Consider the following 13,697-nt stretch of genomic DNA (forward strand, 5'->3'; position numbering starts at 1 on the left):
ACATTAATTTTCACGGCGTTTACGATAGTGTAAAGCAAATGACCAAGGCTATGGAGGCTATTTCAGGCTTTTCATGGGAATTGAGGCAACTAAAGGAGCAATACAAAGATGAAACTGTTTAATGACTTGAAAAAGCTGTATTGCAGTTTGGACGAACTAGAAGCAGGTGACTATTTCTATTCTTGGTCAACTAATACGCATTATCGCGTGTTAGAAGTAAACCACTCTGATTACTTCGTAATTGAGTGTATTGAAACGGGTAGAACTACACCAATGACATATTCAATTGAGAAGGCAGTAAGACAGGTTAAGGCAGATAACGAAGATGTTGACTTAGACAGATTAACTAAGATCAAGCCTGATGAAGCTTACATGATTTTTAGCAGAAAGTAGGGAATATATGTCGATAGATGAAATACTGACAATAATTAATGTGATTATGTCATTTGCATTAGTGATTTTAATTTTTATCTCCACACGTCAGAATATAAGATTCTCACGTGCAATCAATAAAAATATGGACATTTTGTTTAAAAGACAATTGATTCTATCAGAAGAGCAAGATCAGCTTCAAAAATCACTGATTCAAGTACAAAAAAGTGAAGTAGCTAATGCTAAATCTATCAATGCCATAGCAAGGAAAATGACCGAGTTGCATGACCTTGTTATTGAAGATCAGACAAGACAAGACCAGGACATCAAGGCGCTGGCCACGCTTATTAGTGGCTTGAAAGCGTCTAGCTATCGAAGCAGAAATGATGAGCATTTTAACGATGCTTTAAAGAGAATTGCAAAGCTGGTGAAAGAATGACAGTCAATTGCATCAAGTTTGTAGTACCTGGTGAGCCACAAAGCAAGGAACGCCCGCGGACAGTTCGCAGGGCTGGTGGTGTTAGAACTTACACACCAGCAAAAACGCACCGATATGAGGACATTGTGAGATATTTTGCAGTTTACGCCAGAAAAGAACACAAGATAAGTGAGCCAATCAGCTCACAGTGTGGCGTGTCCATAAAAGCTTATTTTGGTATCCCTAAGAGCTTTTCTAAAAAGCATAGGGAATTATGCTTAAAAGGCAAAGAACGCCCCACAAAGAAGCCAGATAGCGACAACATCGCAAAAATAATCTTTGATGGGATGAACCCAAAGATGAAATTAAACAAAGCGCTACACAAAAAGATGGTGCTGCAAGATGGATTTTATGAAGACGATAAATTAATTGTTACGCACAGCGTGGAAAAATGGTATTCAATGCATCCCCATGTTGAGGTAACAGTTACATGGGAAGATTAATTAATGGAGTGATATGAGGATGACAGATAGAACAGAACAAATGGCACTAGATGACAGTTTAAAGGTTGACGCAAGAGAGACCGCAAGAAACGTGAGAAATTTTCTGACGTTTGATTTCGAACGTTACCAAAATTTCGCAGGGTTAAATGCTTCTGATCTGTCTGTCGTTGATGATTCACACTTATCTAGCCCTAAAATGGACGCGTCAGGCGTTTCAGCGCACGGCGGGGTAAATCATACTGAGTCAAGCTTCAACCGCATCATCGAGGCAGAACAAGCATGTAAGGCTATCTATAAATCTATCATAAATTGTAGAAATGGCGGACGTACCCCATACCAAGATATTTTAGCCAAGGTATACCTGCAACATGAAGATGACTATAAAGTGCAGGGCGAGCTAGGCTATGAAGATAGTCAGTACTTCGTTAAGAAGCGTCAAGCCTTGTGTGAGTTTGCTGATAGGTTTGAAAAGTGGAAGAACTGGTATAACGTGCCGTACCTTAAAGACTTACATTCTTATAAATAAAAAACGGAGTTTGGTCAGAGTTTTATCGGAGATCGCTCGGAGTGAAATGGCTGTATTATAGTATTGTCGAAAATTTAGGAAAAGGGAATTTTCGATAGCAGAAGTAGTGGTAATTTATTTTTAACTGATGAACCATTATTAAAAAACCTCCAATTAAAAGGTTTTTCTTAAAAGTAATAGCGGCTGGCGTCTTGGACCGGGTTCGATTCCCGATGCTATTGTAGCCCGTTAATTCGGGCACTCTGTATATAATTTAAATTTATCATTCAAAAACTGTCCGTTTGGCACCGCACATGCGGTGCGCTATGAGCTAGTAGCTGGTAATGCCATATGCTTTTTTCGATATGTCTGGTATGGCAGAGGTTCGAATCCTCACTAGCTCTTAGCCGGCGCGGAAAACCGGCATTCATTCAATTGTCTATTACATAATTGATAATAAATTCATATGCTAAGCAGTAGTGTTGACGCACGTTAAATTCAATTCAAATTAATAATTTCACTTCTTGATGTTTTTGAGTTTAACACTTGAAAATGTTGCAACATCAAGATTTCATAATGTTTCGTTATGATGACCAAGTTGGTCACGTGCGAAGGTTGAATCCCTTCACTGCTTATATGCGGAAGCGTGTGTATAAACCCGTGACAGGGCTCACGCTATACAATCTATAAAGCGACAGCGACCTTCAGTCGGGATACCGGCTGAGTTTCAGACAAACCAAAGGGTAGTAGCTTTGGTTGACCTACACCGAAAAGGGAATAGGTGTCGATGGCTGGATAAGAAAGCATTAAATTATTGATAAGGTAGGCACAATATCAGCGAGATTACAATTGCCGGCGGAGATTTAGGCGCTCTGCATAAAGCAGCCTCACGCTAATCTGGCAGACATACCAGGGAACCACGAGGTAAATGTAAACTAAAATCTCGGTCCACGATGATCTGCAGAGATGTGGGTATAACTGATACGTGCCGTACAAGTAGCCCAAACCGTGGAACCTATAATATGCATACAATTAGGTAAGAATTAAAATCTGAATTTAAATCTAATTCGCATTGTTGGGTGAAAGTTGGAGGATAAACCCTCACCAAGAATTAAATTGAGCAAGAGGTATGAGGTCGCTCCTTATATTGCGACTTGCTTAAACTTGTGACCGAATAATTAACGATTTAACAAGCTTAAGTGGTTAATAGCCACCCGCATAACTAGGAATATAGCCAAAAGGTAAGGCAACGGGCTTTGGTCCCGCAATTTGTTGGTTCGAGTCCAGCTATTCCTATTCGTCGGTTCGGAGAGCTAGCGACGGTAGAAAATAAAGCGAAGATGTGAGGTAATAACCAGTCTTGCATCAAGGTTAAGTTAGTCACGCACAGGCGTGCACATGGTTTGTTAGTCCAGAGGTCTAGGACGCCGCACTGTCTATGCGGAAGCATCGGTTCAATTCCGATACAGACCGTTGAGGTTGGTTCTATGTCAAAGTCGGTGGAAGACGTCAGCATTCCGACATAAAGCAGAGCAGAAAAGGGCTAAGAGTCATAGAACTGTAAAGGTGGAGCTCAATGCAAGCAGCTTGCCTCATATTGGGTAGAGAAAGGATAAGGTCATCTCGTAATTAGCAATTCACCGGAAGTGGCTGGCGTCCCATGGGGGAGGTTATCTCAGTTGGTAGAGCCGTACGTGTCGCAGGTTCGAGTCCTGCATCTCCCATTGAGCCTTTTACGGCTCATACATCTATTTAAGTTATTATTCATTTCTTTTCCTAGTAGTATTTCGCTACTGCCCGTATCATTACGGGCCCCTAGACTTGTAGCTAATTGGTAAGCGGCTAGTCTCCAAAACTAGTAATCTAGGTTCGAGCCCTAGCGAGTCTGTCATAAAACTAAATACACATTGAAGACATCACACGTAATGTGCGATGCCTTTTTTGCATTTTTAGGAGCTTAAACATGTATCACAAGAAACCAGATAAGCCAGACAAATCGCTGGCTGAGTGGATTTATGAGAAAAATAGACAATTTACACAAATGAATGGCGACTTTTGGCATAAATCGAAGTATCGCCCACCAGAAGAAGACATTAAAGAAGCTGAGATTAAGCAGGATGAACAAGATGAACCAGAACTAATTGTTCCTATACCTGAATCAGTTGTACCAAGTGTTGAGGATTACGAGAGCACATTTTTACATCGAGAGGACGAAAAGACCATGCAAAATAAGGAATTAGTTAGCAAATTAACCGATGAAAAGCAGCATTTACAAGATAACTTGCTGAAACTCGATAGCAAGATTATCAATCCGTTAGGAGTATCAGACTACCAAGTTAAATTATTAAAAATCCAACGCAATGCAATGATGACCGTGGTCAATGTCTTAGACATGCGCATTGAAGATTTAAGTGTGGAGGATGATGAAAATGAATAAATTAATTGCTTTTATTGGTGGCGTAGTTGTCGGTGTTGTTTATTCAGACGATATTAAGCAGGTGTACAGCACGTTTAAGTACCGCAAAGCTAAGTCACTCGCTAAAGAAATTAATGATGAAGTGACCAAACAAATTGAAAAGTGTAGCCAAGAATTTGGTAGTGAAAAGGACTTGTTCTAATGACACCAGATCAGTATTACCAACTCAGAAAACACCATGCGCTGCTTGAAGAAGCTAAGCAACTTATAAAGTACAACCAACGTAATAAAGCGGTTGACATGGTTAAATTTATTGCATTTAAGCAAAAAGCGGGCATGATGCCAGCTGAATATATTGAAAGGCATGATAACTGTTGGAAGGACTAAGACACCCCATGACACAAGAAAACAAGCTTATAGGGCAGGCTTGCAAACGTAAGCATAGATCATACCACGAAACTAAAAATCCGTTTACGGGCTCATTATTGGAGCGACAGATACTAAGAGCACATTACTGCTTAACGCATGATTGCCCTGATCTTGAAAAATGGTTCATTGCTGAAACTGGTATGACACCACAGCAATTTATCGATAAATGGGAGAAAATACTGCTATGAAGAAGAAATTAATTACGTCAGCATTGTTATTATCTGCTTGTTTTGCATTAGCAGGCTGTAGTGAGGATTCTGGTGAAACTTTAAAGGGTCAAACTGATGCCACGATGGGTAAAAACGTGAAGCATGTAAAAGATCCTGCTATGAGTTACACGAAAATCAATCATTCAGTAACTTTCAATGGTGAGAAGATTAATTTTGTAGCTAAATATGGCATTGAAAAGCGTTATGTACATAACTGGCGGTTTACCAATACTGAAAAGGTGATCTTATCTCTTAAACCAGTATCAGATAATCCTAATTTGAAGCTGGGTATTAACAATGTGTATTCTGATGTGTCAATTTCATCAAGTAAGACACAATACAACGCCGTACGACAAGATTCAGTAAATTTGAGTTACTCTCAATTACCGCACGGCATGGTATCGATCTCTAAAAATGATGGTTACACGCTACCGTTTCAGGTTGAATCGATTAACGAAAATGAAACTAGTTTTTATGTAATCAACGGCTATGGAAAAACTGCTAATCAACGTATCACTGAGCATAATTTAAGAGAAAATGCTTATGGTGCTAAGTTAAACGTTGTTTGGACTGTAGCTATTACAGATAAAAGTGGCAATACCTACTTTAAAACGATTAATGATGCCGTTGGTATTCCTTACAAGTAGGAGACAATTATGAAATACATCAAAGAAGGTCATGGCAAGTGGATGCTGGCACCGTACGATAGTGATGCAGCAGAACTTACAATACCGTTGGATCAGTGTGTTAGTTCAGATATACATGTACCTATAAATACATATATATCATTTGAATTCAAGAAGGGCTTGACAAGGAAACCAGAGCCGCCAAATATATAGACAGGTATAGATTTAATTGGCATGAATAGGCGTTGCCAAAAGGTGACGTTTATTTTTTATGCTCAAAAAGGATTTTAAAGTATGGAAAATTACAAGATAAAACGCGTAAACGAAGTTAAAAAATGGGTAGATAGCATTAAAGATAGTCGTAGCGATTTCGAAGCGGCTCATGTTTTGGAGGATGAGCTTTATTTAAAGATATTAAGAGGGATTGCGGATGGTACGTGTGAAGATCCTCAGCAGGTAGCAAAAGAAGCCATTAAGACACAAGATATTAATTTTCCGAGGTATTGTGCATGAAATGGTTAGCTATTTTATTAACACTTATTTTTGCAGTTGCTAAGGTCATGGGATACTTTCCGTGGTCTTGGTGGTTAGTATTTACGCCAGCATTGGCATATGTCGTACTAGCATTGATACTACTTATTGTTTTGCTTATAGCAGCACTATTTTATAAAGATGAATGATTCAGATATTAAAGAAATAATTAATGAATTAGAAGAGCATCCACATTATGACAAATGGGATGCTTCTCTTTATTTCTTTAAGTTTAATTACGGCAAGTAGGTTTGGAGGTGAAGCCGGTTGAGTGGTCAAAAGCTGACAGTAAAACAGAAGAGGTTTGCCGATGAATACATTAAGACCGGCAACGCCACAGATGCCGCTATTAAGGCGGGATACAGCGAAAAATACGCTCACACCAATGCTAATAAATTACTACAAAATACTACAATCAAAGCCCGTGTTGACGCTCAAATGCAGAAGCTCGAAGATGACAAGATTATGAAGGCTAGCGAGGCACTTCAAGGCATTACAGCTATTGCACGGGGTGAAGCAAAAGCAAAGGCGTATGTCGGTGATGATAAAGCTACGGGAGAACCGGTTTATCGTGAAATTTATCCGACTATCAAAGAGATACAAACAGCGTATGACTCGATATTGAAACGTTATCCCGTTTCTGATGCTGATAAGGCACAGATAAAGAAGGCACAAGCCGAAGCCATTAAGGCACAAGCAGAGGCACAGGTAGCAAAGGCACAAGCAGAACAACTCCATACGGTTGCTGATAAGACCCGTGAGAAGATGGACAAGCTAAGCACTGAGGAGTTACGCAACTTAGCAAAGCTAGCAGGTGAAAAAGATGATTAAGCTGACAGCCGCCGAAAAGAACGGAATTGCATTGGCTGCAAAGGAATCACTTGCAAGGCGAAGTTACAGTGATTACTTTTTGCTGGCTAATCCAAGTATGCGTATGTACCCACATACCAAGCTGATCACCGAGAAACTGCAAAAGATAGCGGACGGTGAACAGCATTTTTACATAATTTCTATGCCGCCACAGCATGGGAAGAGCCTAACTATAACAAAAACTTTTCCAAGTTATTACTTGATGAAATACCCAGATAAGCACGCCATGATAGTCGCTTACTCACAAGACTTATATAGTCAGTTTGCGGCAAGCAACAGGCGTGCTTTTTCTGATTGGTCAGGTTCACTGTTCGGTTTAAAGACAGGCAAGAACACAGCTCAGACATTCACCGTACAAGACCACAGAGGTGGCTTTTATGCTACTTCTGTTCTTGGTGGTGCTACTGGTATGAGTGCCGACTTGTTGGTTATTGACGACCCCGTAAAAAACGCGGAAGAAGCCCACTCTATGACCGTCAAAGATAAAATCTGGGACGAATGGAATTTGACATTTTACCCACGTCTGCAAAAAGGCGGCTCAGTTATCGTGATCATGACCAGATGGCAAACAGACGACCTAGCAGGGCGCTTGCTATCTGAGTCATCCCTACCATGGGAAGAAATCAAGTTGCCAGCGATTGCGGAGGACATCCCAGCAGGGACAACAGACGCAATTGGACGCCGCAACGGAGAGCCGCTGTGTCCAGAGTTGCACACGCTAGAAGAGCTGGAAACACACAAGCATGACATGGGTACGGTCAAGTTCACCGCACTTTACCAGCAGAGCCCAATTATCGAGGGCGGTAACATCTTCAAAGATGAATGGGTTAAGTACTACGTGGACAGCAGAGAAACGCAGGTAAGGCTAGGATTAACCGATAAAGATGCGGTGATTCTACCACGTCACCTAGATCAAACAGTTCAAGCATGGGATGCAACTTTTAAAAGCAAGGCTAATGACGACTTTGTGGCTGGTCAAGTTTGGTCAAGGCGTGGTGCCAATTGCTACCTGCGCCCTAACTGGTGCCACAAGCGTTTAAGTTTTACTGAGACGCTAGACACTATTAGAGCTATGTCCCGCATGTATCCTGACGCTACTGTAAAGCTAGTGGAGGACAAGGCAAACGGTCCGGCAATCATTGACACGCTTAGACGTGAGATTCCAGGAATTATGCCAGTTTCACCAGGTGCAGACAGCAAGGAAGCACGTGCGGCATCAGTGTCTCCAATGTGGGAAGCTGGACAGGTCTATATACCACACCCAGCATGGCACCCAGAAGTTAAAGACTGGATTGCCGAAATTTTGGGCTTTCCAAACATGGCGCACGATGACAATGTGGACTCTATGGTATACGCATTACGTCGGCTTAACACAAAGTTTGGTGGTCCAATTGTTAGATACTAGGAAAGGAGGATGTCAATGGCCAAAAAGAAAATAAGGCACTTCAAAACGCCAGTTGTGCGGTCTGATTCGCTTGATCTAAGCCCTACGACTGATTATGAGTCAATCGCATGGAAAACAGCCGATCACTCACAGGACTATGAAGCCTTAGACGACCGATACAAATATGATGCTATCGCTCATAAGATGGTCTCAAAGGTCGCAGAGGATGCTACAAGAAACGGATTCCGTTTAGTCATTCCAGGCAAGCCAGATTTACAAGAGATGTATCAAAATCGCTTAAATGACTTGAAAACGCAACAGGTTTTATCTCAGCAAATCATATATCAACGCAAGCACGGAGATGGCTATATAGCCTACCTAGTTAAAGAGACAAATCCAACAGGTACATTTGACCCTCTTGACCCTGAAAACATCGAGAGTGTGGTAGCATTGCACGCATTCGGTCAAAAGAATGTACAAAGCTATCTAACTGACGATGATCCAACAAGCGACGACTACGGCAAAGAGTCAAAATTGAAGATTCAGCCCAAACAAGCCGCCACCACATTAGACAGGTACGGTAATCCAACACAAGAAATCAAAGACGAAAATGCAATTGTTCTTGATGCTACCAGGTATAGTCGCATCAGTTTAGACAAGTTTGACGATGATCAAACAGGAACATCGATTATCAAGCGTTGTGAAAAGCAACTCAATAACATGGCGATTGCTACCGAATCAGTGGGTAAAATGCTACGAGAATTTACGTTTAAGGTCTTTCAATCTGATAGGCTGATGAATGAGCCATTAGACCAGTTCAGACACGACAAAGACGAATTAGCACGCGTAGCAAACACCGAAGCTATGATGTTCATTTGTAACGATGACACCGTGACCAAGCTAGCAACGCCAACTGGTGGCATGAATGTCTTACTTGATTACTTGTGGCAAGACCTTTCAACAGCGTCAAACATCCCTAAATCGGTTTTAACGGGTGAACAGTCCGGAACCCTAGCAGGCGCAGGGCAAGACGTACAAAATTACTATGACAGTGTGAAAGCCTTACAAGAGCAGATTTTGAAGCCCGAAATCATGAATATTGTGCGGTTGCTGATGTACTCAAAAGAGTTTGGTGGCTATTTAGACCCAGACAGCTTAGAGTGGCACATCGAATTTAATCCGCTATGGACACCGGACGACAAGACGCAAAGCGAAACACTGGTCAACCACGCAAATGCAGCCGGAACACTGGTCACAAACGGTATTTTTGCACCTGACGAAGTTCGCAATATGTTTAATGGCCAAGGCAACAACGCTATTCAAGGGATGCAGAATAACGCGAATGTTACTGATAGCATTGACGATGTTGAATCTCAATACACGCAAGATCAAATTGAACAGTACTACAAAGACTTAGAAAAGGCGCATCCCGATGGCTAGGCGAAGAAATGGCTATCCATTGAAGATTGAACGGTCATATTACCGAGATATGTCCAAACTCATTCGAGAATGGCAAAAAATAGCCCTCAGAGCGGTTGATGTTCATCTAAGGCATTATCTTATTAATGGGACTAAAATGCTCACAGATGCGGATAATTCACGTCAACCAGATTGGACAAATTACGTACAGCAAACCTTAAATTTGATATCGATTAACATGGAAAATACGGTCACAGATCAGATTTTGCATGACATGACAATGCGGTTTGTTTATGCGGTAAGTCAGTTTAGTGCTAACAAAACACGAACCCATCAAGTAGCAATTCAAACGAAAATTGGACCTTATGCGCTTAATCCGCTAAGAGATAACGCAAAATTGCGTGAGTATACGTGGGGCAAGATCTTAGAAAATACCCAACTGATCAAAACCATGCAAGGACGATACATCGATCAGCTAAAAGGTGATATTTACCGTAATATTAACGCTGGCGGTGGTCTTACCGATATAACTCACGCTATCAGTCAACGCACTGGTATGGCTTTAAAACATGCTGACTTGATAGCAACCGACCAGACGGGCAAAATACTAGCCCAGATTGATGCTTACCGTAATCAGCAAGCAGGCTCAACGCGCTATATCTGGCGATCAATGGAGGACAAACGGGTAAGACCAAAACATCGTGAATTAGATGGCAAAGAATTTAAGTATGATGACCCTAACGGTGGGGACAACGGTCAGCTACCTGGCGAGCCAATCCGATGTCGTTGCTATCAAGAGGCAGTAGATTAATTAAATAAAACTGGAACGCTTCCTCAATGCGAGGGGGCGCTTTTTTTGTGCCCCAAAATTAGCAGACTTTGTGAAAAAATCTTTGTTACCCACGTAGGGGCAAAGTTCATTCAAGCCCGTCAAATCAACATTCTTACTTTGTGAAATTTTAGGAGGATTTTATGGCAGATTCAAACGAAATTAAACCAGTTTCAACCAATTTAACCAATGAAGAAACTAAGCAAGCAATTAATGCTTTTAAGCCTAAAAGCGTGGAGGTAGCTCCAAAGGTAGAAAAGCCTATTCCAGTAGCAAAGGAGGTGAAGCCAGTGGTAGAAGTAAAAGACCCTAAAGGGATGTTCGATTATACAGGCTGCGAACAGTACACCGTACAAGACGGTGAGTCTCTATTTGATGTTGCTCAAAAATACAAGGTTGCTTTGCAACAATTACGCTATTTCAACCATGTTCCTAAGGACACCATGCGAGTTAAGCCAAAGCAAACATTGTACATCCCCAAAGAACCGGTATTAGTGCCAGTAGGTGAATAGCTATGCTGACACGGTATGACACAGCGACAATCAACAAATTTTCTGTTGATTCGCAAACTGGTTTTTTACGCGTGAAAGACGTACCGATTGCCCGTGTGGGTGTTTTTCCATATATCGACAGTGGCGGCAAAGTCACGATGGAAGCCAAGCTTCCAGATGATCTATTAACTGATTCCGCTGTTGAGAGCGCCAATTCAAAGCCCATTACGGATGATCACCCACCAGAATCAGTGAACACGACCAATACAGGTCGATATATGAAAGGCTTTACCGCAAATAACGCTCATGTTGACGGCGACAAGATGAAAGTTGACATGACTATCACAGATAGCGCGCTAATTAAAGAAATTCAAGGCGGCAAACAAGAACTTTCAATAGGTTTTCAAACTGACTTAGTGCCGGTAAAAGGCACTTATAAGGGCATGCAGTACGATTCTGCACAAAAAAATATTCAAATTAACCACGTTGCGGTTGTCCGTCGTGGTCGAGCTGGTCACTCAGTGCGACTCACAGGGGACAGCGCAGAGATGGTTATAGATGACTCACAAGAGAAAGGAACATCAATGGACACAACAAAGATTCGCTTAGACGGTGCCGACGTAACCGTTGCAACCGCCGACGCAGACAAGATTTTAAAGCTTGACGCTGACAACAAGGCTAATAACTCAAAAATTGCCAAACTTGAAGCCCAAATTAAGGCTTTGACAGCTGAACGCGACAAGTTAAAGGGTGGTTCTGATGCAAGCAAGAAATCCGCTGACGAAGCACAAGCCAAGGCTGATTCCGCTGAAAAGGAATTGGCCGAATTTAAGAAGAAGTTTGAAGGGGATGCACTCGATCAAGCAATCGCTGATCGTATGGCGCTTATTGATGAAGTTAAGCCATATGTCGGCGATTCTTTTGATTTCAAAGGCAAATCTCCAAAAGAAATGAAGCTAGAAGCTATCAGCAAGACTGATTCTGTTGATTTAAGCGATAAATCAGACGATTACATTGACGCTTATTTTGACTCAATCAAGAACCGCAATAACTCTGGCGTAGTTGGTTACACGGGTATTGAAACCAATGTCAAGACAGACAGCGTAGACAATAAACCCGCAAAAGACCGCTACCACTTAGCCTAAGGAGGTAATTAAATGGCAATTCCAGATGGAGAACTTTACAACACTGGTGAACTTGCACCAGGTCAATTAGCAACCATTGAGCGCGCAACAATCAACACCGAAAAAGCAGGAGCACCAATCGGCTTCGGTCAAGGCGTCGCAATTAAAGATGGTTTAGTAGTTCCAGCAACCGGCGGAAATATTTTCGGCGTGGCTTTACGCAGAACTTATTTAAATGCCGACCATTTGACACAAGAAAACATTGACGCTGACAAGTGGCAAACCGGTGAATTGTTTGGCGTAGTTCGTGAAGGAACTATTCAAGTACCAATCAATGAAGATGTAAATGAAAACGAGAATGCCGCCGTTGATAAGGACGGTAATTTCAAGCCAGCAGGCGCTAACGATACAGTCGTTGGCGTCTTTTTAGGCTCCGGCAATAAAGGTGGCACCGCACGCATGCAAACCCGTATCCAGCTTTCTAATACGGCTGTTACAGGTTCAGGTTTGCAAAATGCTAACGCGCCACAAGTTGACCAACCTAGCACACCAGCAGTTGACCCAAAGCCGGCATCCCTATCAACGGGTTCAACAACTGGCACAGACAACAAGAACGGAGGTAAATAATGGCGAATAAGGACTATTTAACGCGTGAACAACTTACCTATGTTGACAACGTTATTAAGACCCCAAAGGAACGAGAATTAACAGCTATGTCTCTTTTCCATACTTTTAGCGTTCCAGCATGGACTAAGCAAACCACATACAAGGTAATGACTACCGCCGGTCAAGCCGCACACTATGTTGACGGTGCCGACGATATCCCAGTAGTTGACATGAATGTAACCGAATCAGCATCCAACTTGACCGATATTGCGATTGCGGTTAGATACTCACGTCAACAACTTGGTGAAGCTCAACAAGTAGGCATGGACATCTTAACGCCAATGGCAACAAGAGCCCGTAGAGCGCTAGCAGAAGCCGAAAACAAGCTTATTTTTAATGGGCTTCATAATTCAAACCCAGCACTTAACATTAATGGCTTGACTGACCCAGTTTCTAAGTTGGGCGTGCAAGAATCAACCGCACCGGTTACATTTGATGCACTTGCTGACGATCCAGACAACAACTTAAAGATTAGAAATTGGCTCAAAGACGCAAAGAGCAAGATTACACACTTGGCTGGTTATTCAAATGCTCAACCAATTTTAGCCTTGCCACAAAGCGCAATTGACCAGCTTGACATGCCTTATAACCAATACAACCCACAAATGACTGTATTGCAAATGATTAGACCATGGTTTAAAGACATTAAGGCAGTTCCTGAACTTGAACACCAAAACTTTGGCTCTAACGGCAATAAGCAAGATATGGGTTATATCTTCTTGAATGACGCCGATATTGTACAAATTCCAGTGGCTCAACAAGTTCATCAATTACCACAAGAATACCATTCAGGACGTACCACAGTACCTTACACTGAACGTCTTGGTGGTCTTGTGATGTACTACCCACACGCATTTGTACAATTGCACGGTATCAACGACCCAAAGAAAGCCTAGCTCGGAGGT

Annotated in this window: 19 protein-coding genes and 4 tRNA genes; all 23 read left to right on the forward strand. The window is 41.9% G+C overall.

The features are described from left to right. Positions 1-108: 108 nt before the first annotated feature. The 23 genes from Q0Y84_RS09250 (at position 109) to Q0Y84_RS09360 (ending at position 13,688) form a co-directional block, all read left to right on the forward strand. A complete protein-coding gene (locus tag Q0Y84_RS09250; protein ID WP_297952976.1) occupies positions 109-393 on the forward strand; it encodes a hypothetical protein in 285 nt (94 codons plus the stop codon). Positions 394-400: 7 nt separating this feature from the next. Continuing rightward, positions 401-811 (forward strand): hypothetical protein, encoded by a 411-nt coding sequence (locus Q0Y84_RS09255; RefSeq protein ID WP_297952978.1) that lies wholly within the window; start codon positions 401-403, stop codon positions 809-811. Next, entirely contained in the window at positions 808-1,293 is a 486-nt protein-coding gene (locus tag Q0Y84_RS09260) for a RusA family crossover junction endodeoxyribonuclease (RefSeq protein WP_297952980.1), read from the forward strand. The genes Q0Y84_RS09255 and Q0Y84_RS09260 overlap by 4 nt, the downstream gene beginning before the upstream one ends. A 19-nt stretch (positions 1,294-1,312) precedes the next feature. Then, the gene (locus Q0Y84_RS09265) at positions 1,313-1,819 is read left to right on the forward strand and encodes an ArpU family phage packaging/lysis transcriptional regulator (RefSeq protein ID WP_297952982.1); all 507 of its coding nucleotides are present in this window, start codon (positions 1,313-1,315) and stop codon (positions 1,817-1,819) included. Positions 1,820-3,022: 1,203 nt separating this feature from the next. Then, positions 3,023-3,094: transfer RNA gene (locus tag Q0Y84_RS09270), tRNA-Gln, on the forward strand. A 104-nt stretch (positions 3,095-3,198) separates the two neighbouring features. After that, positions 3,199-3,271 (forward strand) — tRNA-Asp (locus Q0Y84_RS09275). Positions 3,272-3,462: 191 nt separating this feature from the next. Then, positions 3,463-3,522 (forward strand) — tRNA-OTHER (locus tag Q0Y84_RS09280). A 93-nt stretch (positions 3,523-3,615) separates the two neighbouring features. After that, a tRNA-Trp gene (locus Q0Y84_RS09285) sits at positions 3,616-3,686 on the forward strand. A gap of 75 nt (positions 3,687-3,761) precedes the next feature. After that, the gene (locus Q0Y84_RS09290) at positions 3,762-4,235 is read left to right on the forward strand and encodes a hypothetical protein (protein WP_297952984.1); all 474 of its coding nucleotides are present in this window, start codon (positions 3,762-3,764) and stop codon (positions 4,233-4,235) included. Continuing rightward, entirely contained in the window at positions 4,228-4,416 is a 189-nt protein-coding gene (locus Q0Y84_RS09295) for a hypothetical protein (protein ID WP_297952985.1), read from the forward strand. Before Q0Y84_RS09290 ends, Q0Y84_RS09295 begins: the two co-directional genes overlap by 8 nt. Beyond that, positions 4,416-4,601: a hypothetical protein gene (locus Q0Y84_RS09300; protein WP_297952986.1), complete on the forward strand. Its 186-nt coding sequence runs from the start codon at positions 4,416-4,418 to the stop codon at positions 4,599-4,601. The genes Q0Y84_RS09295 and Q0Y84_RS09300 overlap by 1 nt, the downstream gene beginning before the upstream one ends. An 8-nt stretch (positions 4,602-4,609) precedes the next feature. After that, positions 4,610-4,831, forward strand: coding sequence for a hypothetical protein (locus Q0Y84_RS09305; RefSeq protein WP_297952987.1), 222 nt, complete (start codon positions 4,610-4,612; stop codon positions 4,829-4,831). Next, positions 4,828-5,499 (forward strand): hypothetical protein, encoded by a 672-nt coding sequence (locus Q0Y84_RS09310; protein WP_297952989.1) that lies wholly within the window; start codon positions 4,828-4,830, stop codon positions 5,497-5,499. Before Q0Y84_RS09305 ends, Q0Y84_RS09310 begins: the two co-directional genes overlap by 4 nt. A gap of 273 nt (positions 5,500-5,772) precedes the next feature. Further along, entirely contained in the window at positions 5,773-5,991 is a 219-nt protein-coding gene (locus Q0Y84_RS09315; protein WP_297952990.1) for a hypothetical protein, read from the forward strand. Further along, entirely contained in the window at positions 5,988-6,158 is a 171-nt protein-coding gene (locus Q0Y84_RS09320; protein WP_297952992.1) for a hypothetical protein, read from the forward strand. The genes Q0Y84_RS09315 and Q0Y84_RS09320 overlap by 4 nt, the downstream gene beginning before the upstream one ends. 118 nt (positions 6,159-6,276) lie before the next feature. Beyond that, a complete protein-coding gene (locus tag Q0Y84_RS09325; RefSeq protein WP_297952993.1) occupies positions 6,277-6,840 on the forward strand; it encodes a terminase small subunit in 564 nt (187 codons plus the stop codon). Beyond that, positions 6,833-8,284: a phage terminase large subunit gene (gene terL / locus Q0Y84_RS09330; protein ID WP_297952995.1), complete on the forward strand. Its 1,452-nt coding sequence runs from the start codon at positions 6,833-6,835 to the stop codon at positions 8,282-8,284. Before Q0Y84_RS09325 ends, terL begins: the two co-directional genes overlap by 8 nt. Before the next feature lie 15 nt (positions 8,285-8,299). Further along, a complete protein-coding gene (locus Q0Y84_RS09335) occupies positions 8,300-9,703 on the forward strand; it encodes a phage portal protein (protein ID WP_297952997.1) in 1,404 nt (467 codons plus the stop codon). Continuing rightward, positions 9,696-10,493: a phage minor head protein gene (locus Q0Y84_RS09340; RefSeq protein WP_297952999.1), complete on the forward strand. Its 798-nt coding sequence runs from the start codon at positions 9,696-9,698 to the stop codon at positions 10,491-10,493. Before Q0Y84_RS09335 ends, Q0Y84_RS09340 begins: the two co-directional genes overlap by 8 nt. A gap of 161 nt (positions 10,494-10,654) precedes the next feature. Beyond that, positions 10,655-11,023, forward strand: a complete 369-nt coding sequence (locus Q0Y84_RS09345; RefSeq protein WP_297953000.1) for a LysM domain-containing protein — start codon at positions 10,655-10,657, stop codon at positions 11,021-11,023. Between the two features lie 2 nt (positions 11,024-11,025). Further along, positions 11,026-12,147 carry a DUF2213 domain-containing protein gene (locus Q0Y84_RS09350; protein WP_297953002.1) on the forward strand — a complete coding sequence of 374 codons (1,122 nt, stop codon included), beginning with the start codon at positions 11,026-11,028 and terminating at the stop codon, positions 12,145-12,147. A gap of 12 nt (positions 12,148-12,159) precedes the next feature. Then, positions 12,160-12,753 carry a hypothetical protein gene (locus tag Q0Y84_RS09355; protein ID WP_297953004.1) on the forward strand — a complete coding sequence of 198 codons (594 nt, stop codon included), beginning with the start codon at positions 12,160-12,162 and terminating at the stop codon, positions 12,751-12,753. After that, the gene (locus Q0Y84_RS09360; RefSeq protein ID WP_297953006.1) at positions 12,753-13,688 is read left to right on the forward strand and encodes a major capsid family protein; all 936 of its coding nucleotides are present in this window, start codon (positions 12,753-12,755) and stop codon (positions 13,686-13,688) included. Before Q0Y84_RS09355 ends, Q0Y84_RS09360 begins: the two co-directional genes overlap by 1 nt. Positions 13,689-13,697 lie beyond the last annotated feature (9 nt).

The sequence above is a fragment of the uncultured Lactobacillus sp. genome (assembly GCF_947367125.1).
Lineage (GTDB): Bacteria > Bacillota > Bacilli > Lactobacillales > Lactobacillaceae > Lactobacillus.

Bases quoted from the DNA above. Each gene is read 5' to 3' on its own strand.
- Q0Y84_RS09295 (WP_297952985.1), top strand. From the start codon at position 4,228: ATGAATAAATTAATTGCTTTTATTGGTGGCGTAGTTGTCGGTGTTGTT.
- Q0Y84_RS09355 (WP_297953004.1), top strand. From the start codon at position 12,160: ATGGCAATTCCAGATGGAGAACTTTACAACACTGGTGAACTTGCACCA.
- Q0Y84_RS09315 (WP_297952990.1), top strand. From the start codon at position 5,773: ATGGAAAATTACAAGATAAAACGCGTAAACGAAGTTAAAAAATGGGTA.
- Q0Y84_RS09265 (WP_297952982.1), top strand. From the start codon at position 1,313: ATGACAGATAGAACAGAACAAATGGCACTAGATGACAGTTTAAAGGTT.
- Q0Y84_RS09345 (WP_297953000.1), top strand. From the start codon at position 10,655: ATGGCAGATTCAAACGAAATTAAACCAGTTTCAACCAATTTAACCAAT.
- Q0Y84_RS09260 (WP_297952980.1), top strand. From the start codon at position 808: ATGACAGTCAATTGCATCAAGTTTGTAGTACCTGGTGAGCCACAAAGC.
- Q0Y84_RS09350 (WP_297953002.1), top strand. From the start codon at position 11,026: ATGCTGACACGGTATGACACAGCGACAATCAACAAATTTTCTGTTGAT.
- Q0Y84_RS09360 (WP_297953006.1), top strand. From the start codon at position 12,753: ATGGCGAATAAGGACTATTTAACGCGTGAACAACTTACCTATGTTGAC.
- terL (WP_297952995.1), top strand. From the start codon at position 6,833: ATGATTAAGCTGACAGCCGCCGAAAAGAACGGAATTGCATTGGCTGCA.
- Q0Y84_RS09320 (WP_297952992.1), top strand. From the start codon at position 5,988: ATGAAATGGTTAGCTATTTTATTAACACTTATTTTTGCAGTTGCTAAG.
- Q0Y84_RS09300 (WP_297952986.1), top strand. From the start codon at position 4,416: ATGACACCAGATCAGTATTACCAACTCAGAAAACACCATGCGCTGCTT.
- Q0Y84_RS09250 (WP_297952976.1), top strand. From the start codon at position 109: ATGAAACTGTTTAATGACTTGAAAAAGCTGTATTGCAGTTTGGACGAA.
- Q0Y84_RS09335 (WP_297952997.1), top strand. From the start codon at position 8,300: ATGGCCAAAAAGAAAATAAGGCACTTCAAAACGCCAGTTGTGCGGTCT.
- Q0Y84_RS09310 (WP_297952989.1), top strand. From the start codon at position 4,828: ATGAAGAAGAAATTAATTACGTCAGCATTGTTATTATCTGCTTGTTTT.
- Q0Y84_RS09305 (WP_297952987.1), top strand. From the start codon at position 4,610: ATGACACAAGAAAACAAGCTTATAGGGCAGGCTTGCAAACGTAAGCAT.
- Q0Y84_RS09255 (WP_297952978.1), top strand. From the start codon at position 401: ATGTCGATAGATGAAATACTGACAATAATTAATGTGATTATGTCATTT.
- Q0Y84_RS09290 (WP_297952984.1), top strand. From the start codon at position 3,762: ATGTATCACAAGAAACCAGATAAGCCAGACAAATCGCTGGCTGAGTGG.
- Q0Y84_RS09340 (WP_297952999.1), top strand. From the start codon at position 9,696: ATGGCTAGGCGAAGAAATGGCTATCCATTGAAGATTGAACGGTCATAT.